Raw genomic sequence first — 19464 nt, 5'->3', positions numbered from 1 at the left:
CCTTTGCCAGGGAAAGGTCGGCTCGAACGATCATGTGGAAATGTGATGGGGAGCGGTGTCCCGACCGCTCCCCGGCCCCCCGGAAGTCTTAGTTGATGGTGGCGCGGAAACGCATGGTGGTTGCCCCGCCTGCGGCCACGTTGTTGAGCGTGCCGGCGACCGATGCCGGGTTGCTTCCCGAGGCAGCGGTGTAGCTGCTGTTCGAGAGGTTCGCGGTGCCGTCCGAATTGCAGGCGGTGCCGGAATAGGTCCCGTTGAGCAGGATGCCAAAGCTCGAGAGGTACGTGACTTGCGTCGGCAAGGGGTCGCTGATCGAGAGAGCCGTGGTCGAGGCCGCGCCCGATGCGTTCTGGACCACGATGCAATATTCGACGACCGCGCCGGGAATGGCCTTGGGATTGGTCGTGCCGTTGATCGGGTCGGAAACCACCGAGGACAGCTTGGTCACGGTGAGCACCGGCGCATAGACGGTATAGTCGCCCTTGGCCGAGTACTTGCCGTCATACTGGCTGTCGGTCGCGCCGGTCAGGTCGGCGAAAACCGTCTGGACCGTTCCGGGTGTCCAGGCGCCGGTGCTGTTGGTAAGGACCGTTCCTTGCGATCCGCTGCCGCCGCCCTGTTCCGCAGTCGCGGTCAGAACGACGCCCGAAACCTGCGCATTGGTCGCGCTCAGCGGAACATTGGCGAGGACGAACACGGTCTTGGTCGTGTCGGGCGCCAGTTCGTCGAGATAGGTGATCTGCTGGTCGGTGCCCGCGTCGTACTGACCGTTGCCGTTGGTGTCGATGTAGTACGAGAAGCTCGTCACCGAATAGGCGCTGGTACCGCCGTGCGCAGCGGTGGCGCCGGTCGACTGGTTGACCGCACCCAGAGCGAAGTCGAGCGTATCGTTCGAGCTGTTCTGGATGGTGTAGGCGGTGACGGCGCTGGTCTGACCGGGCGAAACCGTGGTCGTCGCGGCGGCGCCTGCAACCGTGAAGATCACCTTGCGATCGACGACCACCGAGTTCGAGGCCGTGGCCGCGTTCTGGGCAATGCCGCTGACCGAGTAGTTGACGGTCGCGGTATTGGTAATGGTCGTTCCGGCGAGCGTGCCGGTCGCGTGGGCAGTGGTCGATCCAAGCATCGCAAGCACGAGCGAGGTGCTCACGCCCAGCAACTTGCTGGCGTGTTTCATGTCAGTCTCCTGATGTGTTTATCCGGTCCGGCCCCCAGAAAATGCCCGCGGACCTTGGGCTGTCTCCTGTCGCGGTTCAGCGAACCACGGCGTGATAATCGAGCGTTCCCGTTGCTCCCGGCGCGATGGCCGGAAGGACCCAGCGGACATGGGTGACGTCGGCCGCCTGCGCAGCACGGCCCGCGCCGTTCGGGCCTGTGACCTTCAGCTCGGAAAGTTTGCCCCAGGTCTTGCCGCCGTCCACCGACACGTCGAAGGCATCGGTCGCATCGGTTTCCAGGGCGACGGCCGCAGGAACCGGATTGGTCACGACGAAGTGGTCGACGCCTTGCTTGCCGGTGTTGTGATAGGTCGTTTCGAAGACGAGGTGGTTGCCCGGAACGACTTTCTGCGGTGCGACGAGTTCATGACGGCTCTGGCCGTTTTCGGTCACGACCTTGTCGAGCTTGATCGTACTGTCGAGCGTCACCGGGCCGGAGGGAGCCGCAAGAGCCATGGAGGGGGCCACGATGGCCGGAGCCACGGCCGCGACCAGACCTGCCAGCAGATGGAGCGAGAGAGTGCGCATGTCGGTCATCCTCAGTTGATCTTGACTTTGAAAGTGATGGTCTTGTCGGCGCCGCCGCCGGTCACGTTGCCCAGTGACACCGCGACACCTGTAGTCGTGGCCGTTCCCGCGTCGCTGTCCGAGGCATCGGTCAGGGCCGAGCCGTTGAGCGTGAGCGTGCCTGCCTGATACGTCGTGCCGGTCGGAAAGGCGTCGGAGACCTGAAGGCTGCTTGCCGTGCCGGACCCGGCGGTGTGGGCGACGATGCTGTACGTCACGGTCGCGCCGGGGACGGGCAGGGTGCCGCCGTAAGGATCGCTGACCGCTGCCGATTTGGTGAGCGTGACCGTGGCAAGGCTGGCGATCAGCGAGGCCAGGGCATTGGCGGTGCCGCCCGACGCGCCCACGACCGCGTCGACTCCGCCCACCCCCTTTCCGGCGAGCAGGGTTCCGGGCGTTCCCGACCCGGTTGCCGAAGTCGCGGTCAGGCGGACTTGCGAGGTTTGCGTGTCGGTTGCCGTGCTCGGCGCGCTCGTAACCAGAAACACCTTGATCGAACCGTCGGGCGCGATCTCGGGACTGGCGGTGCCGTTCGTCAGGGTGGTGTCGACGCCCGGGTCATAGGTGCCGTTGCCGTTGGTATCGATGGCGACCGTCTGAAGCGTGGCGGTAAAGCCGTTGCCGGACACCGTCGGATTGCCGGTCAGGTTGAACGTGTCGTTGCCGTTGCCGGTGTTCGACACCTGATAGGCAAGGACGGCGGTCGAACTGCCGATCGTGACCGGGCTGGTGGTAAGGGCGGTCACGGCTACGCCGACGAGCTGGTCGACTTTGACGGTCACGGTGTTCGACTGGATCGAGCTTGTCGAAGTCCCGCTCGAGAACGTGGCCGTCGCGGTATTCTGGATCAGCGTTCCGGCGAGCGTTCCGCTGGCCAGTGCCGGTTGCGCGCCGAGAAGGCAGCCGACGAAGGCGGCTGCGACCGGAAGGGTGATGGAACCACGAAAGGTGGATGTGCGTTGCATGGTTAATGCAACTAGGGTGTACGGGTTAAAACCTAGTTATTGCCCTTAGCAATTCGATCGCCATTTCGGTGTGATTGATTAGTCAATCAACTCCGAATCGCTGGTTTGGAAAATGCCAGCAAACCATTGCTTTTTGCTGCAACTGCGAACTCGGTGAAGTCATGAATAACAAGGGGATCACTGTGGGGTTCGTGCCGATGCGGTGATCCCGGCTGGTCGCGGCATTGCCGGGGATGGCGCGCAAAGCTCGGTCATGAAGCTTTGAAAATAAGGAAAAAGAAGCCGGAAACGCGTGGCGTGCAGAGAGGGATTGGGCGCGGTCACGCAGGGGAGAACGCCGATTCGGCGCCCGGCGAGATGGACCGGTTCGGAGTGGGTTCGCCATGTTTTTGACCTCCGTCGATGGGGAGGTTTGTTCAACGCCAAATTAACTTGGCTGGGTTAGCTCGGGCATCGTCCTCATCCGATGTGGTTAACTATCGTTGGGGTTAATGGTTAACGCCTGTTGTGAGGCAAGGAGCCGGGGCTTTGGAAAAGAGAATTGAGGGACGCGCTGTTGTCGGGATCGAAGCCAAGTGCAGCACGGTCATTCAGACTTGCGAGATCGACGTCGTGAATATCTCGATCAGGGGGTATTGCATTCGCCATGGCCGCATGTCGCTCCATGTCGGGCAGAAGATCGTGCTGCGGATCGATTGTCTTGAAGGGCTGGGTGGCGAGGTCGTGTGGCTGCGCGACGGTTATGCCGGCATCCTGTTCGAGCGCGCGATGTACGAACCTTCGATCGATCACATCTGTCGCTATAATCGCGATGTGAAAGGCGACGACATGTGGCAGTTCGCCGCCTGACACGGCGATAGGACAGGCTCCGGGGAGCCCCGCACGACCTTTCGCGAAGCGATCAGCCGGTCAGTGCGGTTCGATGCGAAGGTTGCGCACGTGCGCCGGATTTCGGGGCGAGGCGCGCGATGGTTGCCGCCAGCGATGCCGAGGCGATGGCCTGTTGCGCATCCGGCAGACGGGCCAGCAATCCGGGACCGGCAATCCCGTCTGCGCCATAGCAATTGGCCAGATCGATGAACTGTTTGCCGACGGCCTGTCCGGTGTTCATGTCGAAGAAGATCGCGACGATGGGTCGGTCGGGTCGGTCGCTGCTCTGGTCGATGACCACGGCCAGCCGTCCCGACCGCAATTCCAGCAGCGATCCGGTCGGCCAGATGCCGATCGTCGCCTCGAATGCGGCAAGAAGCGCGCGGTCATAGGCGCCGTGGTCGGATTTCATCTGTTGCAACGCTTCGGCGGGGTCGAGGCCGGGCCGCTCGCTGGTCCCGGTCGCCAGAAGGTCGTAGGCATCGCAGATTGCGGCCATGCGACCCAACTGGCTGAGCGATGATCCCGGTCTGGCCTGGGGCCATCCGGTGCCATCCATGCGCTCGTGGTGTTCAAGGCACGCGCGGGCGACGTTTTCCGACAATTTGCTGCGGACGACAAAGGCGTGCCCCAGCGGCACATGTTGCTGCCAGATCTCCGTTGGCAGTCGATGCGGTTCGATTTCGCGCTGCGCGTCGTCGAGCGGCAGCAGGCAGACACCGGCATCGAGCAGCAATCCGGCGAGCCCGGCTTCGTGCAGGTCGAGCTTGGACAGGCGCAGGGTGCGTCCAAGCGCGATCATCAGCGCGCTGACAGCAAGGGCATGGCGATAGGCGAACTCATTGTCCCGCCGAAATCGCATCAGGCCGTTGAAGGCAAACGGGTTGCTTTGCATCGAATCGATGATCGCATCGATGACCGGAATGATCTGGTCTGGTGCGATGGTCTTGCCCAGCCGCATCTCCAGAAAGACGCGGGAGACGATCTTCATGCCCTTTTCCGCAGCGCTTTCTGCTCGGCCGAAGCCGCGCGACGTCGCTGCGGGCAGTGTGGACATCAATCGCGTCCGGGTATGGAGCGCGACCGGCGCCGGGACGCGGGACAGGGGAGTGGGCGAGGGGGCGCTTGGTGCCGCCGGAGTCTCCGGTTCGGGCACCGCATCCGCGGCGAAGATCGGGGCATCCGCGCCCCGTTCGGTATCGATGACGATTCCCGACAAACCGCTGGTGCGGATCTGTTCGAGGCGATCGGGATCGTTCAGCAAAAAGCGCGCGCGCCAGAACGGATGACGGAACCAGCTACCTTCCAGCTTGTGGATGAACATGCCGAGCGTGACATCGGATGGATCGATCCGTTTGAGCATGGCCGCCGCTGATTTACCCCCGCTTGCTTGTCATTGTTTCCGGTCGGGATGCGACACCGTACCGATTGGCAACCAATGAACGACGAGGATGAATTCCGCTTGATCCGGGGCTATGGGAAATCCCCTAGATTCAGGGTATTGGTTTTCCGGCGTGGGGGGTCACGCAGTGGCGCGGCGTCCCAGTCGGGGAAGCCGCGTGCTGGCCAGTACGATCCCGCCAAGGATCATGCAGCCGCCGATGGCAAAGTTGGTGTCGATCTTTTCCCCAAGCAGGGCGATCCCGGCAACGACTCCGAACACCGGCGTCATGAAACTCAGCACGCCAAGCCGCGATGCGCTGTAGCGGCGCAGCAGGGCAAACCAGGTCAGATAGCTGGCAAAGGCGACGACGAGTGTTTGCCAGGTCAGCATGACGGCCAGCCATGCGGTCGGCTTGATCGCCGTCTCGCCCAAGGTCACGGCCATCCCGCCGGCGAGCACGAAGGCGCCGCACAATTGGTAGAACAGCGAGACCGAGGCCGGGGCATTGGCCAGACGCGATCCGCGCAGGATGAACGAGGAAACCGCCCAGGACGCGGCGGCTGCAAGGGACAGGGCATCGCCCAGCCGCATCGCGGGATAGCGGTCGGGATCGCCGCGTCCCAGAAACGCAAGGGCCACACCGGCAAAGGCGATGATAACCCCGATCCATTGTGCGGGGTGCAAACGCTCGTCCCGATAGCGCAGGCCGAGCCCGACAGCGGCCATGATCGGCGCGGAATAAAGGTAGATCGTCACGTGCGAAGCTGTCGTGTAACGCAAGGCTTCACCGGCAAAGACGAATTCGAGGCCGAACGTGCTGCCGACCAGCAATCCGGGCACGAGCGTCGCACGGTTGAGCCATCGTTGTTCGCGCCGGTGAAACGCGACCGCGAGTGTGCCCAGTGCCGCGAGCCCGGAACGCAACCCCATCTGCAAGGTGGCGCTCATCGCCGGGGCCGCCCATTTGATGGCAACCTGTTGGGTGCCCCAGATGAGGCAGAGGATGACCATTACCGTGGCGGCCGTGCGGTCGATCGGCTTGCGTTCGGACATGAAGTGTGTGCCTGGAATCTTTTGGATAAGGGAAATTGCGCAAACGCGAAGGAATGCCTGCCGAATCGACGGCAAGTTGCTGTCATTGCCCGTTAACGGCGTCTTTTGCACGAGCAATCGGCTTTTCTGTTGCTTGCGCCCCAGTCCTGCTTATTGCACAAAACCAATGGCCTGATCGGGCCGCATGGTAATCTGGGAAAGCGAAAAGCCCGCGATGCTGCCTGTTCTTTCCGCCGCTCTTGCCTTCGCTCCGCTCACTCTTGCCGGGGCGATGGTGCCGGACGATCCGCTGGCCCCGTCGGACAAGGGAATGGTGCAATGCTACCAGCCCGATACGAGCGGTCATACTTGCCAGTCGATCGCGGCCTATCGCCGCAATCGTGACGGCACGTTTGCCAATACGGCGACGGTCATGCCCGATCCGACCCAGCCGCTGACGCTTGAGACCGTGACCACGGTGGTCGTGCGTAATGGGGAAGTGTGCGGAACCTTGAGCCGGGACGCGGTTCTGGGCGGTAAGCTGTGGTTTTTCGGGCGGCCGGTTCCCGAGGACCATGCCGTTCCGCTGCTCGATCAGATTTCAGGGACATATACGGGGATTTTCGATCGCGAGATCTGCACGACTTATATCCCGACGCCCGGCGGCTTCATCGCCAAGGGCCGGATGGTCGGCAATCCGCATCCGTTCCCGGCACAGCGGATGATCTGGATCCGGGCCGACGCCGGGTATCGCGTGGCTCCGGCCGGCTCCCCGGCCAATCAGGGTTGAACCAGGGAAGGGCAAGGCTTGGCTGAAATCACATCGCGCACGTGTGTCTACGACGGCTGGTACCGGTTTTACCGGATCGGCGTTCGGCTGGATACCGGGGTGGAAGTCGAACGCCACCTGCTCGACAATGGATCGGCCGTGATGGTGTTGCCTTATGATCCGGATCGGCGGGTCGTGCTGTTGATCACCCAGCCGCGTGCGGGGGTTCTGGCGGCTGGGGAAACGCCGATTTTCGAGGCGATCGCGGGGATGCTCGACGGCGCCCATCCTGTCGACCGCGCGCGCGAGGAGGCGATGGAGGAGGGTGGCTTGCGGCTGGGCGATCTCGATCATGTCGCCACGGTGTGGTCGCTGCCGCCGGTCTCGACGGAAAGGACGGCGCTCTATCTCGCGCGGTATGGTGCGCAGGATCGCGTCGGGCCGGGCGGCGGCGCTGATGGCGAGCATGAGGCGATCTCGGTTTATGAAATCCCGCTCGACGATTTGCGCGGCATGGTCGAGGGCGGCACTCTGACCGATGCAAAGACGCTCATCCTGGCCCAGGCGCTGATGCTGCGGCATCAGGGGCTCTGGAACGCCTGAAAAAGAAACTCTATCAGGTCGATTGAGATTTTTGCTCTCGATTTCCCGGCTCGGCGGTGCAAAAAGCGCCGCGTTTTCCGGCAGCCCGCTGTGCGCCGGAGGGCAGGGGATAATAATTGAGGGATTCCTGATGTCTGTCGATCATCGCACGGTGCGCTTGCGCCGCCTATTGCTTGCAGCCGCTCCTCTGGCCATCGCCGTGCCGACATGTGCCTTCGCCGCCGATCAGGCGCCTGCCGAAGATGCTTCCTCCGCCCCCTCCACCGCTGCCGTGCCGGGCAACAACGACATTGTCGTCACTGCCCAGAAGCGTCAGCAGCGTTCGCAGGATGTGGCGATTCCGCTTTCCGTCGTTGGCGGGCGTGAGATCGAACGGCTGGGGCTGGTTTCGCCGAGCCAGATTCCGCAGATCGCGACCGGCGTGCAGCTGGCTCAGCCCAACGGCACCGGTTCCTACAGCTTTGCTGTGCGCGGGGTGACGCAAAACGACTTTGCCGATCACGAGGAAAGCCCCGCGGCCATCTATGTCGATGGCGCCTATGTCAGCCAGATGTCGGGCCTCGCTTTCCAGCTGTTCGACCTTGATCGTGTCGAAGTGCTGCGCGGGCCGCAGGGGACGCTGTTCGGACGCAATGCCACCAGCGGACTTGCCCAGTTCATTTCGCGGGCTCCGACAAAGGATCTCTCGGGCTATCTCAGCGTTTCCTACGGCAGCTACAATGACGTGAAGACCGAGGGTGCGGTCAGCGGTCCGTTGGTCCGGGGCAGCGACGCGGTGCTCGCGCGTCTGTCGTTCGCGACCGACAACCACGATCCGCTCTTCAAGAACACCGCCGGGTATCAGGATTCGGAAAACGGCAATTCGCAGGCCGTTCGCGGCCAGTTGCAGTTCAACTTGCCCGACGACGCGGCCAAGCTCACTCTGATCGGGCGCTGGGGGCATCAATCGGTCAAGGCCGGGGCGTGGGAAAGCGTGCCTTCGATTGCCGATCCTGTGTCCGGGTACGGGTATTTCGGAGGCAGTACCAACGCGCTCGGCTATGGTCCCAGCGGCGATTTCCAGACCCAGGGCAATGCCAACGGCTATTCCCGGATCAGCACGCTTCAGGGGACGGCGACGCTCGACGTGCCGGTCTCGGCGATTGGTGGCACCTGGACGACGGTCTTCGACTATCAGTGGCTGAAAAAGGACTATCAGGAAGATTCCGATACCACGCCGCTCAGCGTGTTCGAATTCTACAACGGTTCGCGCGTGCATCAGATTTCGACCGAAACCCGCCTCAACGGCGCGACCGGTCGGCTGAAGTGGATCGCCGGGGCCTATTGGTTGCACATTGCCGGCAATTATGACGAGGGTGCCAATGGTTCGTCCTATGGCGGGCTCGCCGATCTCTATCGCCTGACGACTGGGTCGGTCGCCCTGTTCGGGCAAGTCGAATATGCCCTGACCCGCAAGCTCAACCTGACTGTCGGCGGGCGCTATACCTGGGACTGGAAGGATATCGGCTATTCGGCGAGCTATCCCGGTTTCAGCTATGCCTTCGATGCTGCGACTTATGGCGCGCTCGCCCACCGCAACGACGGCTTCTGGTCGGGCAAAGTCGCGCTCGACTATCATTTTACCCCGACCGTGCTCGGTTATGTCAGCGTCAATCGCGGGGTGAAGGGGGGCAGCTTCAACGCGCCGCTCGATCCGACGACGGTTGTGGGCAATCCGGCGTCCTTTTCGTTCAAGCCCGAAACGCTGGTCGATTACGAAGCCGGGGTGAAGAGCGATATTTTCGGCAAGCGCCTGCGTGTCAATCTCTCGACGTTCTATTACGACTACAGCAATTATCAGGCGCTGCGTTTCATCAACCTGACCCAGCTCGTATCAAATGCGAATGCCGAATATTACGGCGGCGAACTGGAAACCCGTTTCACGCCCAATGATCGCTGGACCTTCGAAGCGAACCTTGCCTACAGCCACGGCACGGTGAAGGATATCGCGCTCAATTCCGAAGGAGCGCGCGACTATGTTCCGGCCAATGCGCCGCGCTGGTCGGGCAATGCCGTGATCCGCTACACCGTGCCGTTGAAATCGGGCAAGTTTGCGGCACAGATCGACGGAAATTTCGTTTCAAAGCAGTATTATGCGCTGACCGACGCGCCTGACACGGCTCAGAACTTCTATGCCCTGGGCAACATTCGCCTCAATTACACGACCAACAACGGGCATTGGGACATCGGCTTTGCGGTCGAGAACGTGACCGATCATCACTATGCCACGATGGCTTTCGACGTTGCCTCGTTCCTGGGGCTGGCGCAGCGGTATCCGGGCCGTCCGCGCTGGTTCTCGGGCACGGTGTCCTACCATTTCTGAACCGACGGAGATTTTCGGCTCATGCGCTTTCTTCGTTCCCTCCTGATTGCCGGGGCTGCCTTTGCGGCAGCTCCCGCTCTCGCCGCGCCGACCGCTGCCGATTTCGATACCGCGTACACGGCCTTGCACGCCGGGCGCTTCGTCGATCTGACCCATACGTTTGCGCCGGGCATTCCTCATTGGAAGGAAATGCCCAACGAAACCGTCGAGCGTCGCTTCACGATCAAGCATGACGGCTTCAACATCGACATGTTCACCCATTCTGGGCAGTGGGGCACACATGTTGATCCGCCTGCCCATTTTCACGAAGGCCTGAAGACGGTCGATCAGATTGACCCCGCGCAGTTCCTGCTGCGCCTCGTCGTTCTCGACGTGCACGAACAAGTGGCGAAGAATCCCGATTACACGGTGTCGATGGACGACGTGCGCGCCTGGGAAAAGCGCCATGGCCCGGTTCCTGAAGGCGCCTTCGTCGCGTTGCGCACCGACTGGTCCAAGCGGTGGCCCGACGATGCGGCGCTCCAGAACAAGGATGCGAAGGGCATTGCGCATTACCCCGGCTGGAGCCAGGCGGTGCTGACCTATCTGTACGAACAGCGGCACGTCACCGCGTCGGGGCATGAAACCACCGACACCGATCCGGGCCTTGCCACCAGCAAGGACGACTATTCGCTGGAAAGCTATATTCTGGGCATCAATCACTATCAGATCGAGATGCTCGCCAATCTCGACCAGGTGCCCGAAGCCGGTGCGCTGGTCATGATCAGCTTTCCCAAGCCAGAAGGCGGTTCGGGATTTCCCGCCCGCGTCGTCGCTATCGTTCCGGGAGCCTGACCATGCCCAAGCCCATCGAATATGAAGCCTCCACCGGCGAAGTCCGTGCAGTCTACGACGACATTCGTGCGACCCGGAAAACCGATTTCATCAACAATTTCTGGAAAGTGATCGCCCATCACCCCTCGACGCTGTCGCGGATCTGGGACTCGCTCAAGCGCGTTATGGTGCGTCCCTCCTCGATCGATCCGCTTACCAAGGAAATGATCTATATCGCGGTCAGCGTGACCAACAATTGCCAGTACTGCATCGCCTCGCACGGCGCGGCAGCGCGGGCGAAAGGGTTGACCGACGAACAGTTCGGCGAACTTCTCGACATTGTCGGACTTGCCAACGAAACCAATCGCCTCGCAATCGGCTGGCAAGTCGAAGTCGACGAAGCGTTCCGTCAGGACGCCTGACGAGAGAGGAGGGGCGACCTTGTCCAGACCGCCCCTTCGCTTGCAGCAAGGTCGCTCGCGAGACCGCGTCGAGGTCGGCCGCGCCCGACAATTGCATGGCGATCCGCAATTCCTCGGCAAGGCGGGCATAGGCAGCTTCCACGCCTGCGCTTGCGGCCAGCATTTCGCGACGGCGGATGCCCTGATGCGGCCCGGCCATCAGAAGTTCACCGACACGCGGCCATAGTAATATCCGCCGCTTGGCGCGAAGGGCGATGGCCCATAGACGAGCGAGGCCACGCCGGTATTGGCATCGATCGGCCCCGCTGCATCGGGGCGCACGTTGAACACGTTGGCCGCGCCGACGGAGAGCTTGGCAAAGCGCGTCACGTCGACACCGATGTCGATGTCAGTGACCCATTTGGCACCATAGCGCAGGTCCTGGCTCGAGAATTGCGAGCGCCAGTACGTCAGTTCACCGTAACGGGTAGTCTGGACGTTCACATTGACCGGATGAAGGGCCCAGTTCGCTGTCAGGACCAGCTTGGTCTGCGGATTGCCGACCGAAAGTTCGCCCTGACGGTCGCGGCCGAAGAAATAGAACCCGCTGTCGAGCGAGCCGATCGCGCCGGGGGTGTCGGCAATCTTCTGGATGACGGCCTTGTTCCAGTTGAACGAGGCCGTGAGATCGAGCTTTCCGAACCTGTCGAAGTTGTGACGGCCGTTGATGACGACATCGAGCCCACGGCTGCGCGTATCGACCGCATTGGTGAAGTAGGTCACGTATTCGGTCCCGGTATATCCGTTGGCGAGCAATGCCGCGCGGACATTGGCGCCATAGAGATTGCCGGTGCGGATGATGTGGTGCTTTACCGTCACCTGATAGGCGTCAGCCGTGATCGAGATGTCGCGATTGATTTCCCACACCGCCCCGAACCCGAAATTGACCGATTTTTCAGGCTTCAGGTTGGTTGCGCCGAGCGCACGAGCGAGAGGTGAATCATTGCGTGCAAGAACCGACAGGGCAGGCACGATATTGCCGTTGAGGATCGTCGTGCGGTTGTCGGTCTGGGCATAGGCGATTTGCGACAGCGACGGCGCGCGAAATCCCGTGCCGATCGTCCCGCGCAAGGCGAAATGGCTGGTGAAGTCGAAGCGCGAATTGAATTTGCCTCCGACAGTCGTGCCCGAGGCGTCACTGTAATGTTCGACCCGTCCCGCGACCCCGATATACCATCGACGCAGCGGATAGAGGCCGATGTCGCCATAGCCGGACAGGACACCGCGATGGATCAGTGCCTCTTCCGAAGGACGGATGGTGAAGGACGATTGCGCTCCGACCAAGGCGTATTTGCCGACGTTTACATCCTCGAACTGGTCGCCGGACTGATAGATATAGCTGCCGTTGCGATAACCGTCGGGATCGCCTGCGACCGTTCGGAACGTGTCATAGCGATATTCGGCGCCGAACGAGACTTGCAAAGGCTTGGCAAGGCCGATGTCATAGGATTTGGTCGCGTCGAGATTGCTGACCCATTCCTTGAACTTGTAAGTCGCAAGATTGCCGAAAGAGGTGGGGCCATTCGGACCCAGCGAAGGATTGATCGTCAACTCGCTGAAATGGTGCGCGCGATCACGGCCGTAACTGGTCGAAAGATCCCATTTCCAGCCCGAGAGATCGCCGTCGGCGCCGAGCACGAATTGCCAGTCGTTTTCGCTGATGTTGTTGATGGGAATGTAGCCGTTGGGGAACAGGGAATCGAAACTGGCCTGCCCGTTCTCGCGACGCACATTGTTGCCCGCCGCCGACAGACGCTGGCCGTACGTGCCGAACGAATAGAGCGCGACCGTGTCTGAAATGGGCAGGCGAGCGTTGTAGGCAACGTCCCACGCGTCGATCCGGGGATCGCCATTGTGCGCGCCGTCGCGGTTCCACGTGGCGTTTTTCGCTTGTGCGGCGGCATCGGGGGCTGTTGCCGAGCCATAGAAATTGCCGTTGGTCGCCGGGAAATTCCACCAGGCCATGCCGCGATGGCGTCCGTCGGCGCTGATGTGCAGGAACCCGCCGTCACCCAGTTTGAACCCGGCGTCGGCCTGCGCTTTCCAACTCTGCAATTCCCCCTGTCCCTGATAGAGGCTGCCTGCGGTGAATTGTGCTCCGAAACCGTGATCGGCATTGCGCAACTTGACGTTGACGACCCCGGCGACCGCGTCCGACCCGTATTGGGCCGCTGCGCTGTCTTTCAGCACTTCGACTTGCCCTACCAGACCTTGGGGAATGAGATCGAAATCGGTCGGATTGACGCCGCTGTTGTCGCCGGTCCCCGCTGTGATCTGCGCACTGTTGTGGCGGCGTTTGCCGTTGACGAGCACCAGCGTATAGGCAGGGCCAAGGCCCCGGTTGACGATCGGACGTACGATCGACGTCACGCCCGCCTGATTGTTGACGAAGTTGATCGATGGCAGCAACCGCGCAAGGGCTTCGCCGAATTCGGCACGTCCGGCCTGGGTGATCTGGCTGCCTTGAACCACATCGACCGGCGCCGGACTTTGCGTCAGGCTGCGCAGATGGACGCCGCGCAAGCCGGTGACGACAATCCCCGATGCATCCGCAGGCGTTTCGGCGGGAGCGGTATCGGCGGATGGAGGTGTGGTTTCCGGCGCTTCGGCCGTGGCTGCGCGTGCCATGCCTGCCTGCGTCAAGGCAGCCAAAGCAATCCCTGCAGTCAAAACTGCAAAAGTCGATTTCCTCATGATTTCCCCCGATCTCTCGAACGGGGGGAGCCATGGGCGAGCCTGTTGCAGTGCAGAAATCAGGATTGCTCAATCGGTTATTTCTGCGTGTAACATGCTGCATCATCGTTATGATTTAAAATGTATATTTTATTTTTATGGGAATTTCTTAAGTGCTTATGGTCTTGCCGTGTTTGGTGGGCGGTTTTTATTGGTGACATGCCCGGCTATCAGTTTTGCTCATGCTGTAACAAAGATTTCATCGTTGGCGGCCAGCTGAGTCATCCTTCACAGCGCATCCTTGGCCCGGAATTGCCCGGTTTGGTCTGGAGAGTGACATGATCGTCGAACCACTGACTCCCTCCATTGGCGGGCTCGTGACGGGAATGGACCTGTCGCGGCCATTGACTGACGAAGCGCGAGCCGAATTGAAAGCAGCGCTGGTTGAGCGTCAGGTCCTGTTCTTTCGCGACCAGACTCTGACCGAAGTCGAGCAGCGCGATCTGGCTGCCGGGTTTGGGCCGCTGCATATCCATCCGATCTATCCGAGCGCGCCCAATGTGCCGGAAATTATGGTGCTCGACACCGCGCTCAACGATTTGCGTGACAATGCGACCTGGCACAGCGACGTCAGCTTTACCAAGTCACCGTCGTTCGGGGCGGTTCTTCTGGCCAAGCAGGTTCCCGAAGTCGGGGGCGACACGCTCTGGGCGAGCGCCGCGGCGGCTTACGATGCCTTGCCCGAAGGGATGAAGACCTGGCTGGCGACGCTTGAAGCGACGCACGACATCGCCAAGTCGTTCCCGGCTGAACGGTTCGGCTTCGACGAGGAAACCAAGCTCAAGCTGGAGGCGGCCAAGCGGTCCAATCCACCGATCACCCATCCGGTCATCCGCACCTTGCCCGATACCGGTCGCAAAGTGATCTTTGTCAGCGAGGGGTTTACGACCGGGATTGTCGGTATGGAGCCGCCGCTGGCCGAGCCCTTGCTCGCGATGCTGTTTGCCCACGTCATTCGCCCGGAATTTACCGTGCGGTGGAAATGGCGGGCCGGAGACGTGGCTATCTGGGATAATCGCAGCACCCAGCACTATGCCACGTACGATTATGGCAAGACGCGCCGGGTGATGAACCGCGCCACGATCGTCGGCGATCCGGTGGTCTGATACCAACCTGCGCGGCGCGGTTCTCCCGTTCGGGGATCAGGCGATGGCGGGCGTTTCGGCCATCGCCGCGTAAAGCGCAAAGGGATCGATGACCGCCCGGCCGAGCGCGGTCTCGAACTCGGCCTGTGACGAGACTTGCGAATAGTCACGGCGTGCTTCGCCCGACAGGTTCGACTGGAAAATCCCTGCGGCACTGACGGGCAGGAAATCCTCGTAGGTGATCGGCGCGAGGGTGCCGTCGTCCTTGCGGCGGACATAGATCAGGCCCTCGGCGACGAGCGTGTCGAGGTCGTCGGGAAATACGGCAAAGGCTTGTGCCAGACGCTGTTCGTGCGGGATCGAACGGTCGCCGGACTGGGCTTCGCCCAGCAGGCGGTCATAAAGATCGCGGCCCTTGGGCGTGAGCGCCGCGCCGCGCTGTTCGATTTCCCCAAAGCGCGCGGTGTGGCGTCCGGCTTCGCCCGCAGCCTGATCGGTGAAGCGCACGGCTTCGGTCAGCGCCTTGAAGCTGGTCTGGCGCAAGAGGATCGGCACCGCGCGGGCCGGTGGCCCTTCGATCACGTCCTTGGCATCAATGCCCCGGCGCAGCATTTCGGCCTGCACTGCATCGATGTCGAGCGTGCGCGGCGTGAGGTGGTTGATATGCGGCCCCTTGAACGCGACGATGTCGGCGACAAGCCGATGCTGCGCGGCAAGGTGCTGGTACGTCGTCGAACTGACCGTCGCGTCGGCGTGCCAGCGGAAGGTTTCGAGCAGCGCGACGACAAAGGCATCGGCCTGCGCGTCGTCGAGCCCGCCCGCGCGTTCGGCCTGCGCGATCAGGGCGAGTGCCTCGGGGGTGAAAATCGATCGGCGCGCGAGAATGGCGCCGACTTCCGCGCGCAGGGTTTCGTCCTCGATCAGTTCATGACGCAGCAGCGAGCAGAACACGCGGAACGGATTGGCCGCAAGAGCGGTTTCGCTGGTCGGGCGGAAGGCCGTCGAATGGACCGGGACCCCGGCAGGAGCGAGGTCGTAATAGCCGACCGGTTCCATGCCCATGACGGCAAAGGCGCGCGCCATCGTCGCCAGTTCTTCGGCGGTGCCGACCCGAATGGCGCCATGGCGTTCGATCTCGATGCGGGCTTCGGCCTCTTCGCCGCGTTCGGCAAGGACCCGCGCGTTCACGTCGGCAACGATCGCCAGCAGGTCCGCATAGAGCGGCACTTCGGCCCGGTACATGTCGGACAGGGCCGCGGCAAAGCGGGTGCGGATCAGATCGGGATCGACGAGGGCGCTCATGGGAATTCCTTGACACATCTTGCCGGTCTTGCGGTTCCGGCATACCGATTGGTCATGATTTGCCTTTGCCCAGCCGCGTCATCAAGCAATGATTCCGACTGAAATCATTCCAAACGGGAATGAGCTGCCGTCGGCGCGACGCCATCTGCCGCCGACCGGGCTGTTGCAGGCGTTCGAAGCCGTGGCGCGTCTGGGCAGTGTGACGGCGGCCGCGCGCGAACTGGCCCTGACGCAAAGCGCGGTCAGCCGGCAGATCCGCGCGCTTGAGGACATGGTCGGTCGCGATCTCTTCGTGCGCGAGCGGCAGAGCCTGCGCCTGTCTCCGGCCGGGCGGACTTATGCGGGGGAAGTGCGCCGGGCCCTTGCGATCCTGAGTGCAGCGACGCTCGGGTGCCGGGTCAATCCCGAAGGCGGGGTGCTGACGCTGGCGGTCCTGCCCACGTTCGGAACCCGTTGGCTCGCGCCCCGGTTGGGGCGCTTTGGCGAGCGGCATCCGGGGATCACATTGCACTTGTCCACCCGGCTGGAACCGTTCGATTTCGCGCGTGATCCGCTCGATCTTGCCATCCATTTCGGGTCGGGCGACGACTGGCCCGGTGCAGAGTTGGTCCCCTTGATGGCTGAGCAGGTCGTGCCGGTTCTGGCTCCCGCCCTGGCCGCGCAATTGGGGCTTGAAGTGCCCCTTGCACCAAATGATGCGATTGCCGCCCTGGCCCGCGCGCCGTTGATCGGGCTCGCTTCCCGTCCTGACGGCTGGGGGCGCTGGTTTGCCGGGCACGGCGGGACGGCGCCGGTTCCGGGTATGGTGCTCGATCAGTTCGCGACTGCTGCGCAAGTGGCGATGGCGGGGCTGGGCGTGGCGTTGATGCCGGTCTTTCTGGTCGCCGATGAACTCGCGAGTGGGGCGCTCGTGGTGGCAGGAGGGCTGGACCCGGTCGACAGTGCAGAGCGGTACTGGCTCGCCTTCCCGCCGCATCGGCGCGATTACCCCCCGTTGCTCGCCTTCCGAGACTGGGTCTTGTCCGAGGCGGCCTGATCGACCAGCCAGTCGCGAAACCGGGACAAGGCGGGGGAGGCGGCGCCCCGCGCGTGGACCAGATAATAGGCCGAGCGGCTTTTCAGGCGATGGGCGAACGGTTCGACCAGAGCGCCCGAGGCAAGTTCCGGTTCGATCAGGAAACTTGGCACCATGGCAAGACCCGCCCCGGCTTGGGCGGCCTGTGCGAGCATCATGAACTGATCGAATCGCGCTCCGCCAAGGGGCGGGGCGTCTGCGATCCCCTGGCTTTCCAGCCATTCGTTCCACGCGCGCGGGCGCAAGGTCTGGAACAGGAGGGGCGCGCCGATCACGTCCTCCGGGTGAACGATCCCGTTGACCTGTGCCCAATCGGGGGCGGCGACGGCGGCCTGCTCTTCCTCGAACAGGAACAGATGGTCCGCGTCGGGCCAGTCAGGGGCGCCGAAATGGATCGCGGCATCGAACCCCTCGCGCGCCAGATCGAAAGGATCGATCCGCACGGTCAGGTTGACGATCATGTCGGGATGTCGCGCGCTCAGTTGCGGCAGGCGCGGAGCGAGCCAACGCATGCCGAATCCCGGCAAGGTTGCGATCGTCAGTTCGCTGTCGCGGGCGCGCACGGCCCGCATCGCCCCGGCAATCTGGTCCAGTGCAGGCAGCAGCGCGGCGTAGACTTTTCTTCCCGCGGCATTGAGCACGACCCTGCGTCCGCGCCGTTCGAACAGCGCGGTTCCGGCCATGGCCTCGACCACGGCGACCTGACGGCTGACGGCGCTCTGGCTGAGGCCGAGCCGAGCCCCGGCGGCGGAAAAATTCTCGGTCTCGGCCGCTTCGATAAAGGCATGAAGCGCCCCCATCGGCGGCAGCAGGTTGCGGTTGAACATGATGTCCTTGATGCGTCCGATGCATCAGTCGATGCGGATTCCGTGTTTTGAGATGTCGTTTCAAACCGATAAAATCAACCGCTCATAAAGGCCCAGCCCAGAAAGCGTCCCGGGCCTTGGTTCATGCAATCCGGTCATGATGCGGTGCGGCTTGGTTCGCACCTTTCCATGGCTGCGGTCACAAGCGAGGTCGGCAATGAGCGGGAACGAAGCACTGATGGGCGTCTACAACCGGGCGCCGCTCGAAGTCGATCGGGGCGAGGGCGTCTGGCTCCATGCGACCGATGGCCGTGTCTATCTCGATTGCGTCAGCGGGATTGCGACCAATGCGCTCGGGCATTGCCATCCGCGTCTTGTCGCCGCGCTCAAGGACCAGGCCGAAAAGCTCTGGCACGTGTCGAACATCTTCCGCATTCCCGCGCAGGAACAGCTCGCGCACAAGCTGACGCAGGCCAGTTTTGCTGACGTCGCGTTCTTTGCCAATTCGGGCACCGAAGCGATCGAATGCGCGATCAAGACCGCGCGCCGCTATCACGCCGCGCGTGGCGACGGGCACCGCATCGACGTGATCGGCTTTGCCGGATCGTTCCACGGCCGGACGTATGCGGCGGTCAATGCATCGGGCAATGCCGCCTATCTCGATGGTTTCGGTCCGCGCCTGCCGGGCTATGTCCAGATCGATCTCGATGACGAAGCGGCGCTCGTTGCCGCGATTGCGGCGCCGACGGCGGCGGCCGTTCTGGTCGAGCCGGTGCAGGGCGAAGGCGGCGCACGGGCGCTGTCGCCCGAATGGCTGCTCCGTCTCAAGGACATGTGCCGCAAGGCGGGCGTGCTCGTCATTCACGACGAAGTGCAGTGCGGCATGGGCCGGACCGGTCGCCTGTTCGCGCATCAGTGGGCGCCGGGTGCGGAGCCGGACATCATGGCGATTGCCAAGGCAATGGGCGGCGGTTTCCCGATCGGCGCCTGTCTTGCGACCCGTGACGCGGCCTCGGGCATGGTCGTGGGCAGCCACGGCACCACCTTCGGGGGCAATCCGCTCGCCATGGCGGTCGGCCTCGCGGCATTCGACCTGCTTGCCGATCCGACCCTGCTCGATCATGCGCGCCAGATGGGTGAACGCTTCATGTCGGGTCTCGGCAAGCTGGTCGTGGCCTTTGGCGACATCGCGCTCGACGTGCGCGGCAAGGGGCTGCTGATCGGGGTCAAGCTTGCCGTCAACAATCGCGAGATGATGGCGACTGCACGCGATCACGGGCTTCTTGTCGCAGGGGGCGGGGACAATTGCATTCGCCTGCTGCCGCCGCTCATCATCACGGACAAGGAAGTGGACGAGGCGCTCGACCGGCTGGCCACGGCCTTTGCCGCGACTCGTCGCCGTCTGGCGCAAGCGGCCTGA

General features: G+C 62.8%; 18 protein-coding genes. 10 read left to right on the top strand and 8 right to left on the bottom strand.

Features of this window, described 5'->3' with window-relative positions; translation table 11 throughout:
* Nucleotides 1-88 precede the first annotated feature (88 nt).
* The 3 genes from Y88_RS06815 to Y88_RS06805 all read right to left on the bottom strand — a co-directional run bounded on the left by Y88_RS06815 (nucleotide 89) and on the right by Y88_RS06805 (nucleotide 2749).
* Nucleotides 89-1177 (bottom strand): hypothetical protein, encoded by a 1089-nt coding sequence (locus Y88_RS06815; RefSeq protein WP_008067522.1) that lies wholly within the window; start codon nucleotides 1175-1177, stop codon nucleotides 89-91.
* Nucleotides 1178-1253: 76 nt separating this feature from the next.
* On the bottom strand, nucleotides 1254-1745 hold the full coding sequence (locus tag Y88_RS06810; protein WP_232280945.1) for a hypothetical protein: 492 nt from the start codon (nucleotides 1743-1745) through the stop codon (nucleotides 1254-1256).
* Nucleotides 1746-1756: 11 nt separating this feature from the next.
* On the bottom strand, nucleotides 1757-2749 hold the full coding sequence (locus Y88_RS06805) for a hypothetical protein (RefSeq protein WP_008067519.1): 993 nt from the start codon (nucleotides 2747-2749) through the stop codon (nucleotides 1757-1759).
* Between the two features lie 528 nt (nucleotides 2750-3277).
* Here Y88_RS06805 and Y88_RS06800 point away from each other — a divergent pair.
* The gene (locus Y88_RS06800; protein ID WP_008067517.1) at nucleotides 3278-3598 is read left to right on the top strand and encodes a hypothetical protein; all 321 of its coding nucleotides are present in this window, start codon (nucleotides 3278-3280) and stop codon (nucleotides 3596-3598) included.
* 52 nt (nucleotides 3599-3650) lie between these two features.
* Here Y88_RS06800 and Y88_RS06795 read toward each other — a convergent pair whose 3' ends face one another.
* Nucleotides 3651-4982 carry an HD-GYP domain-containing protein gene (locus Y88_RS06795; protein ID WP_008067516.1) on the bottom strand — a complete coding sequence of 444 codons (1332 nt, stop codon included), beginning with the start codon at nucleotides 4980-4982 and terminating at the stop codon, nucleotides 3651-3653.
* A gap of 159 nt (nucleotides 4983-5141) precedes the next feature.
* Nucleotides 5142-6056 (bottom strand): DMT family transporter, encoded by a 915-nt coding sequence (locus Y88_RS06790; protein ID WP_008067513.1) that lies wholly within the window; start codon nucleotides 6054-6056, stop codon nucleotides 5142-5144.
* A 184-nt stretch (nucleotides 6057-6240) separates the two neighbouring features.
* Here Y88_RS06790 and Y88_RS06785 point away from each other — a divergent pair, with 184 nt between their 5' ends.
* The 5 genes from Y88_RS06785 (at nucleotide 6241) to Y88_RS06765 (ending at nucleotide 11004) form a co-directional block, all read left to right on the top strand.
* Nucleotides 6241-6825: a hypothetical protein gene (locus Y88_RS06785; protein ID WP_008067511.1), complete on the top strand. Its 585-nt coding sequence runs from the start codon at nucleotides 6241-6243 to the stop codon at nucleotides 6823-6825.
* Between the two features lie 18 nt (nucleotides 6826-6843).
* The gene (locus Y88_RS06780; RefSeq protein WP_026166958.1) at nucleotides 6844-7407 is read left to right on the top strand and encodes an NUDIX domain-containing protein; all 564 of its coding nucleotides are present in this window, start codon (nucleotides 6844-6846) and stop codon (nucleotides 7405-7407) included.
* A 130-nt stretch (nucleotides 7408-7537) separates the two neighbouring features.
* Entirely contained in the window at nucleotides 7538-9769 is a 2232-nt protein-coding gene (locus Y88_RS06775; protein ID WP_008067508.1) for a TonB-dependent receptor, read from the top strand.
* A 21-nt stretch (nucleotides 9770-9790) separates the two neighbouring features.
* Nucleotides 9791-10603 (top strand): cyclase family protein, encoded by an 813-nt coding sequence (locus Y88_RS06770; RefSeq protein ID WP_008067507.1) that lies wholly within the window; start codon nucleotides 9791-9793, stop codon nucleotides 10601-10603.
* Between the two features lie 2 nt (nucleotides 10604-10605).
* The gene (locus tag Y88_RS06765) at nucleotides 10606-11004 is read left to right on the top strand and encodes a carboxymuconolactone decarboxylase family protein (RefSeq protein WP_008067505.1); all 399 of its coding nucleotides are present in this window, start codon (nucleotides 10606-10608) and stop codon (nucleotides 11002-11004) included.
* Nucleotides 11005-11202: 198 nt separating this feature from the next.
* On the opposite strand, the gene Y88_RS06760 is transcribed toward Y88_RS06765, so the two are convergent.
* The gene (locus Y88_RS06760; protein WP_018075790.1) at nucleotides 11203-13671 is read right to left on the bottom strand and encodes a TonB-dependent receptor plug domain-containing protein; all 2469 of its coding nucleotides are present in this window, start codon (nucleotides 13669-13671) and stop codon (nucleotides 11203-11205) included.
* Here Y88_RS06760 and Y88_RS19345 point away from each other — a divergent pair.
* Complete coding sequence (locus Y88_RS19345; RefSeq protein WP_169333628.1) at nucleotides 13655-13996, top strand: hypothetical protein; 342 nt, start codon at nucleotides 13655-13657, stop codon at nucleotides 13994-13996. The two genes, Y88_RS06760 and Y88_RS19345, sit on opposite strands and share 17 nt — an antisense overlap.
* Nucleotides 13997-14054: 58 nt before the next feature.
* Nucleotides 14055-14882 carry a taurine dioxygenase gene (gene tauD, locus Y88_RS06755; protein ID WP_018075789.1) on the top strand — a complete coding sequence of 276 codons (828 nt, stop codon included), beginning with the start codon at nucleotides 14055-14057 and terminating at the stop codon, nucleotides 14880-14882.
* A 36-nt stretch (nucleotides 14883-14918) separates the two neighbouring features.
* Here tauD and Y88_RS06750 read toward each other — a convergent pair whose 3' ends face one another.
* The gene (locus tag Y88_RS06750) at nucleotides 14919-16163 is read right to left on the bottom strand and encodes a VOC family protein (protein WP_008067502.1); all 1245 of its coding nucleotides are present in this window, start codon (nucleotides 16161-16163) and stop codon (nucleotides 14919-14921) included.
* Between the two features lie 88 nt (nucleotides 16164-16251).
* Here Y88_RS06750 and Y88_RS06745 point away from each other — a divergent pair, with 88 nt between their 5' ends.
* The gene (locus Y88_RS06745) at nucleotides 16252-17199 is read left to right on the top strand and encodes a LysR family transcriptional regulator (protein ID WP_018075788.1); all 948 of its coding nucleotides are present in this window, start codon (nucleotides 16252-16254) and stop codon (nucleotides 17197-17199) included.
* Here the strand turns inward: Y88_RS06745 and Y88_RS06740 are convergent.
* Nucleotides 17148-18065 (bottom strand): LysR family transcriptional regulator, encoded by a 918-nt coding sequence (locus Y88_RS06740; protein WP_008067500.1) that lies wholly within the window; start codon nucleotides 18063-18065, stop codon nucleotides 17148-17150. The genes Y88_RS06745 and Y88_RS06740 overlap by 52 nt on opposite strands.
* A 196-nt stretch (nucleotides 18066-18261) precedes the next feature.
* On the opposite strand from Y88_RS06740, the gene Y88_RS06735 reads away from it, so the two are divergent.
* Nucleotides 18262-19464, top strand: a complete 1203-nt coding sequence (locus tag Y88_RS06735) for an aspartate aminotransferase family protein (RefSeq protein WP_008067499.1) — start codon at nucleotides 18262-18264, stop codon at nucleotides 19462-19464.

It is taken from the genome of Novosphingobium nitrogenifigens DSM 19370, from assembly GCF_000192575.1.
Lineage (GTDB): Bacteria > Pseudomonadota > Alphaproteobacteria > Sphingomonadales > Sphingomonadaceae > Novosphingobium > Novosphingobium nitrogenifigens.
This window is presented reverse-complemented; position numbering and strand designations above follow the sequence as displayed.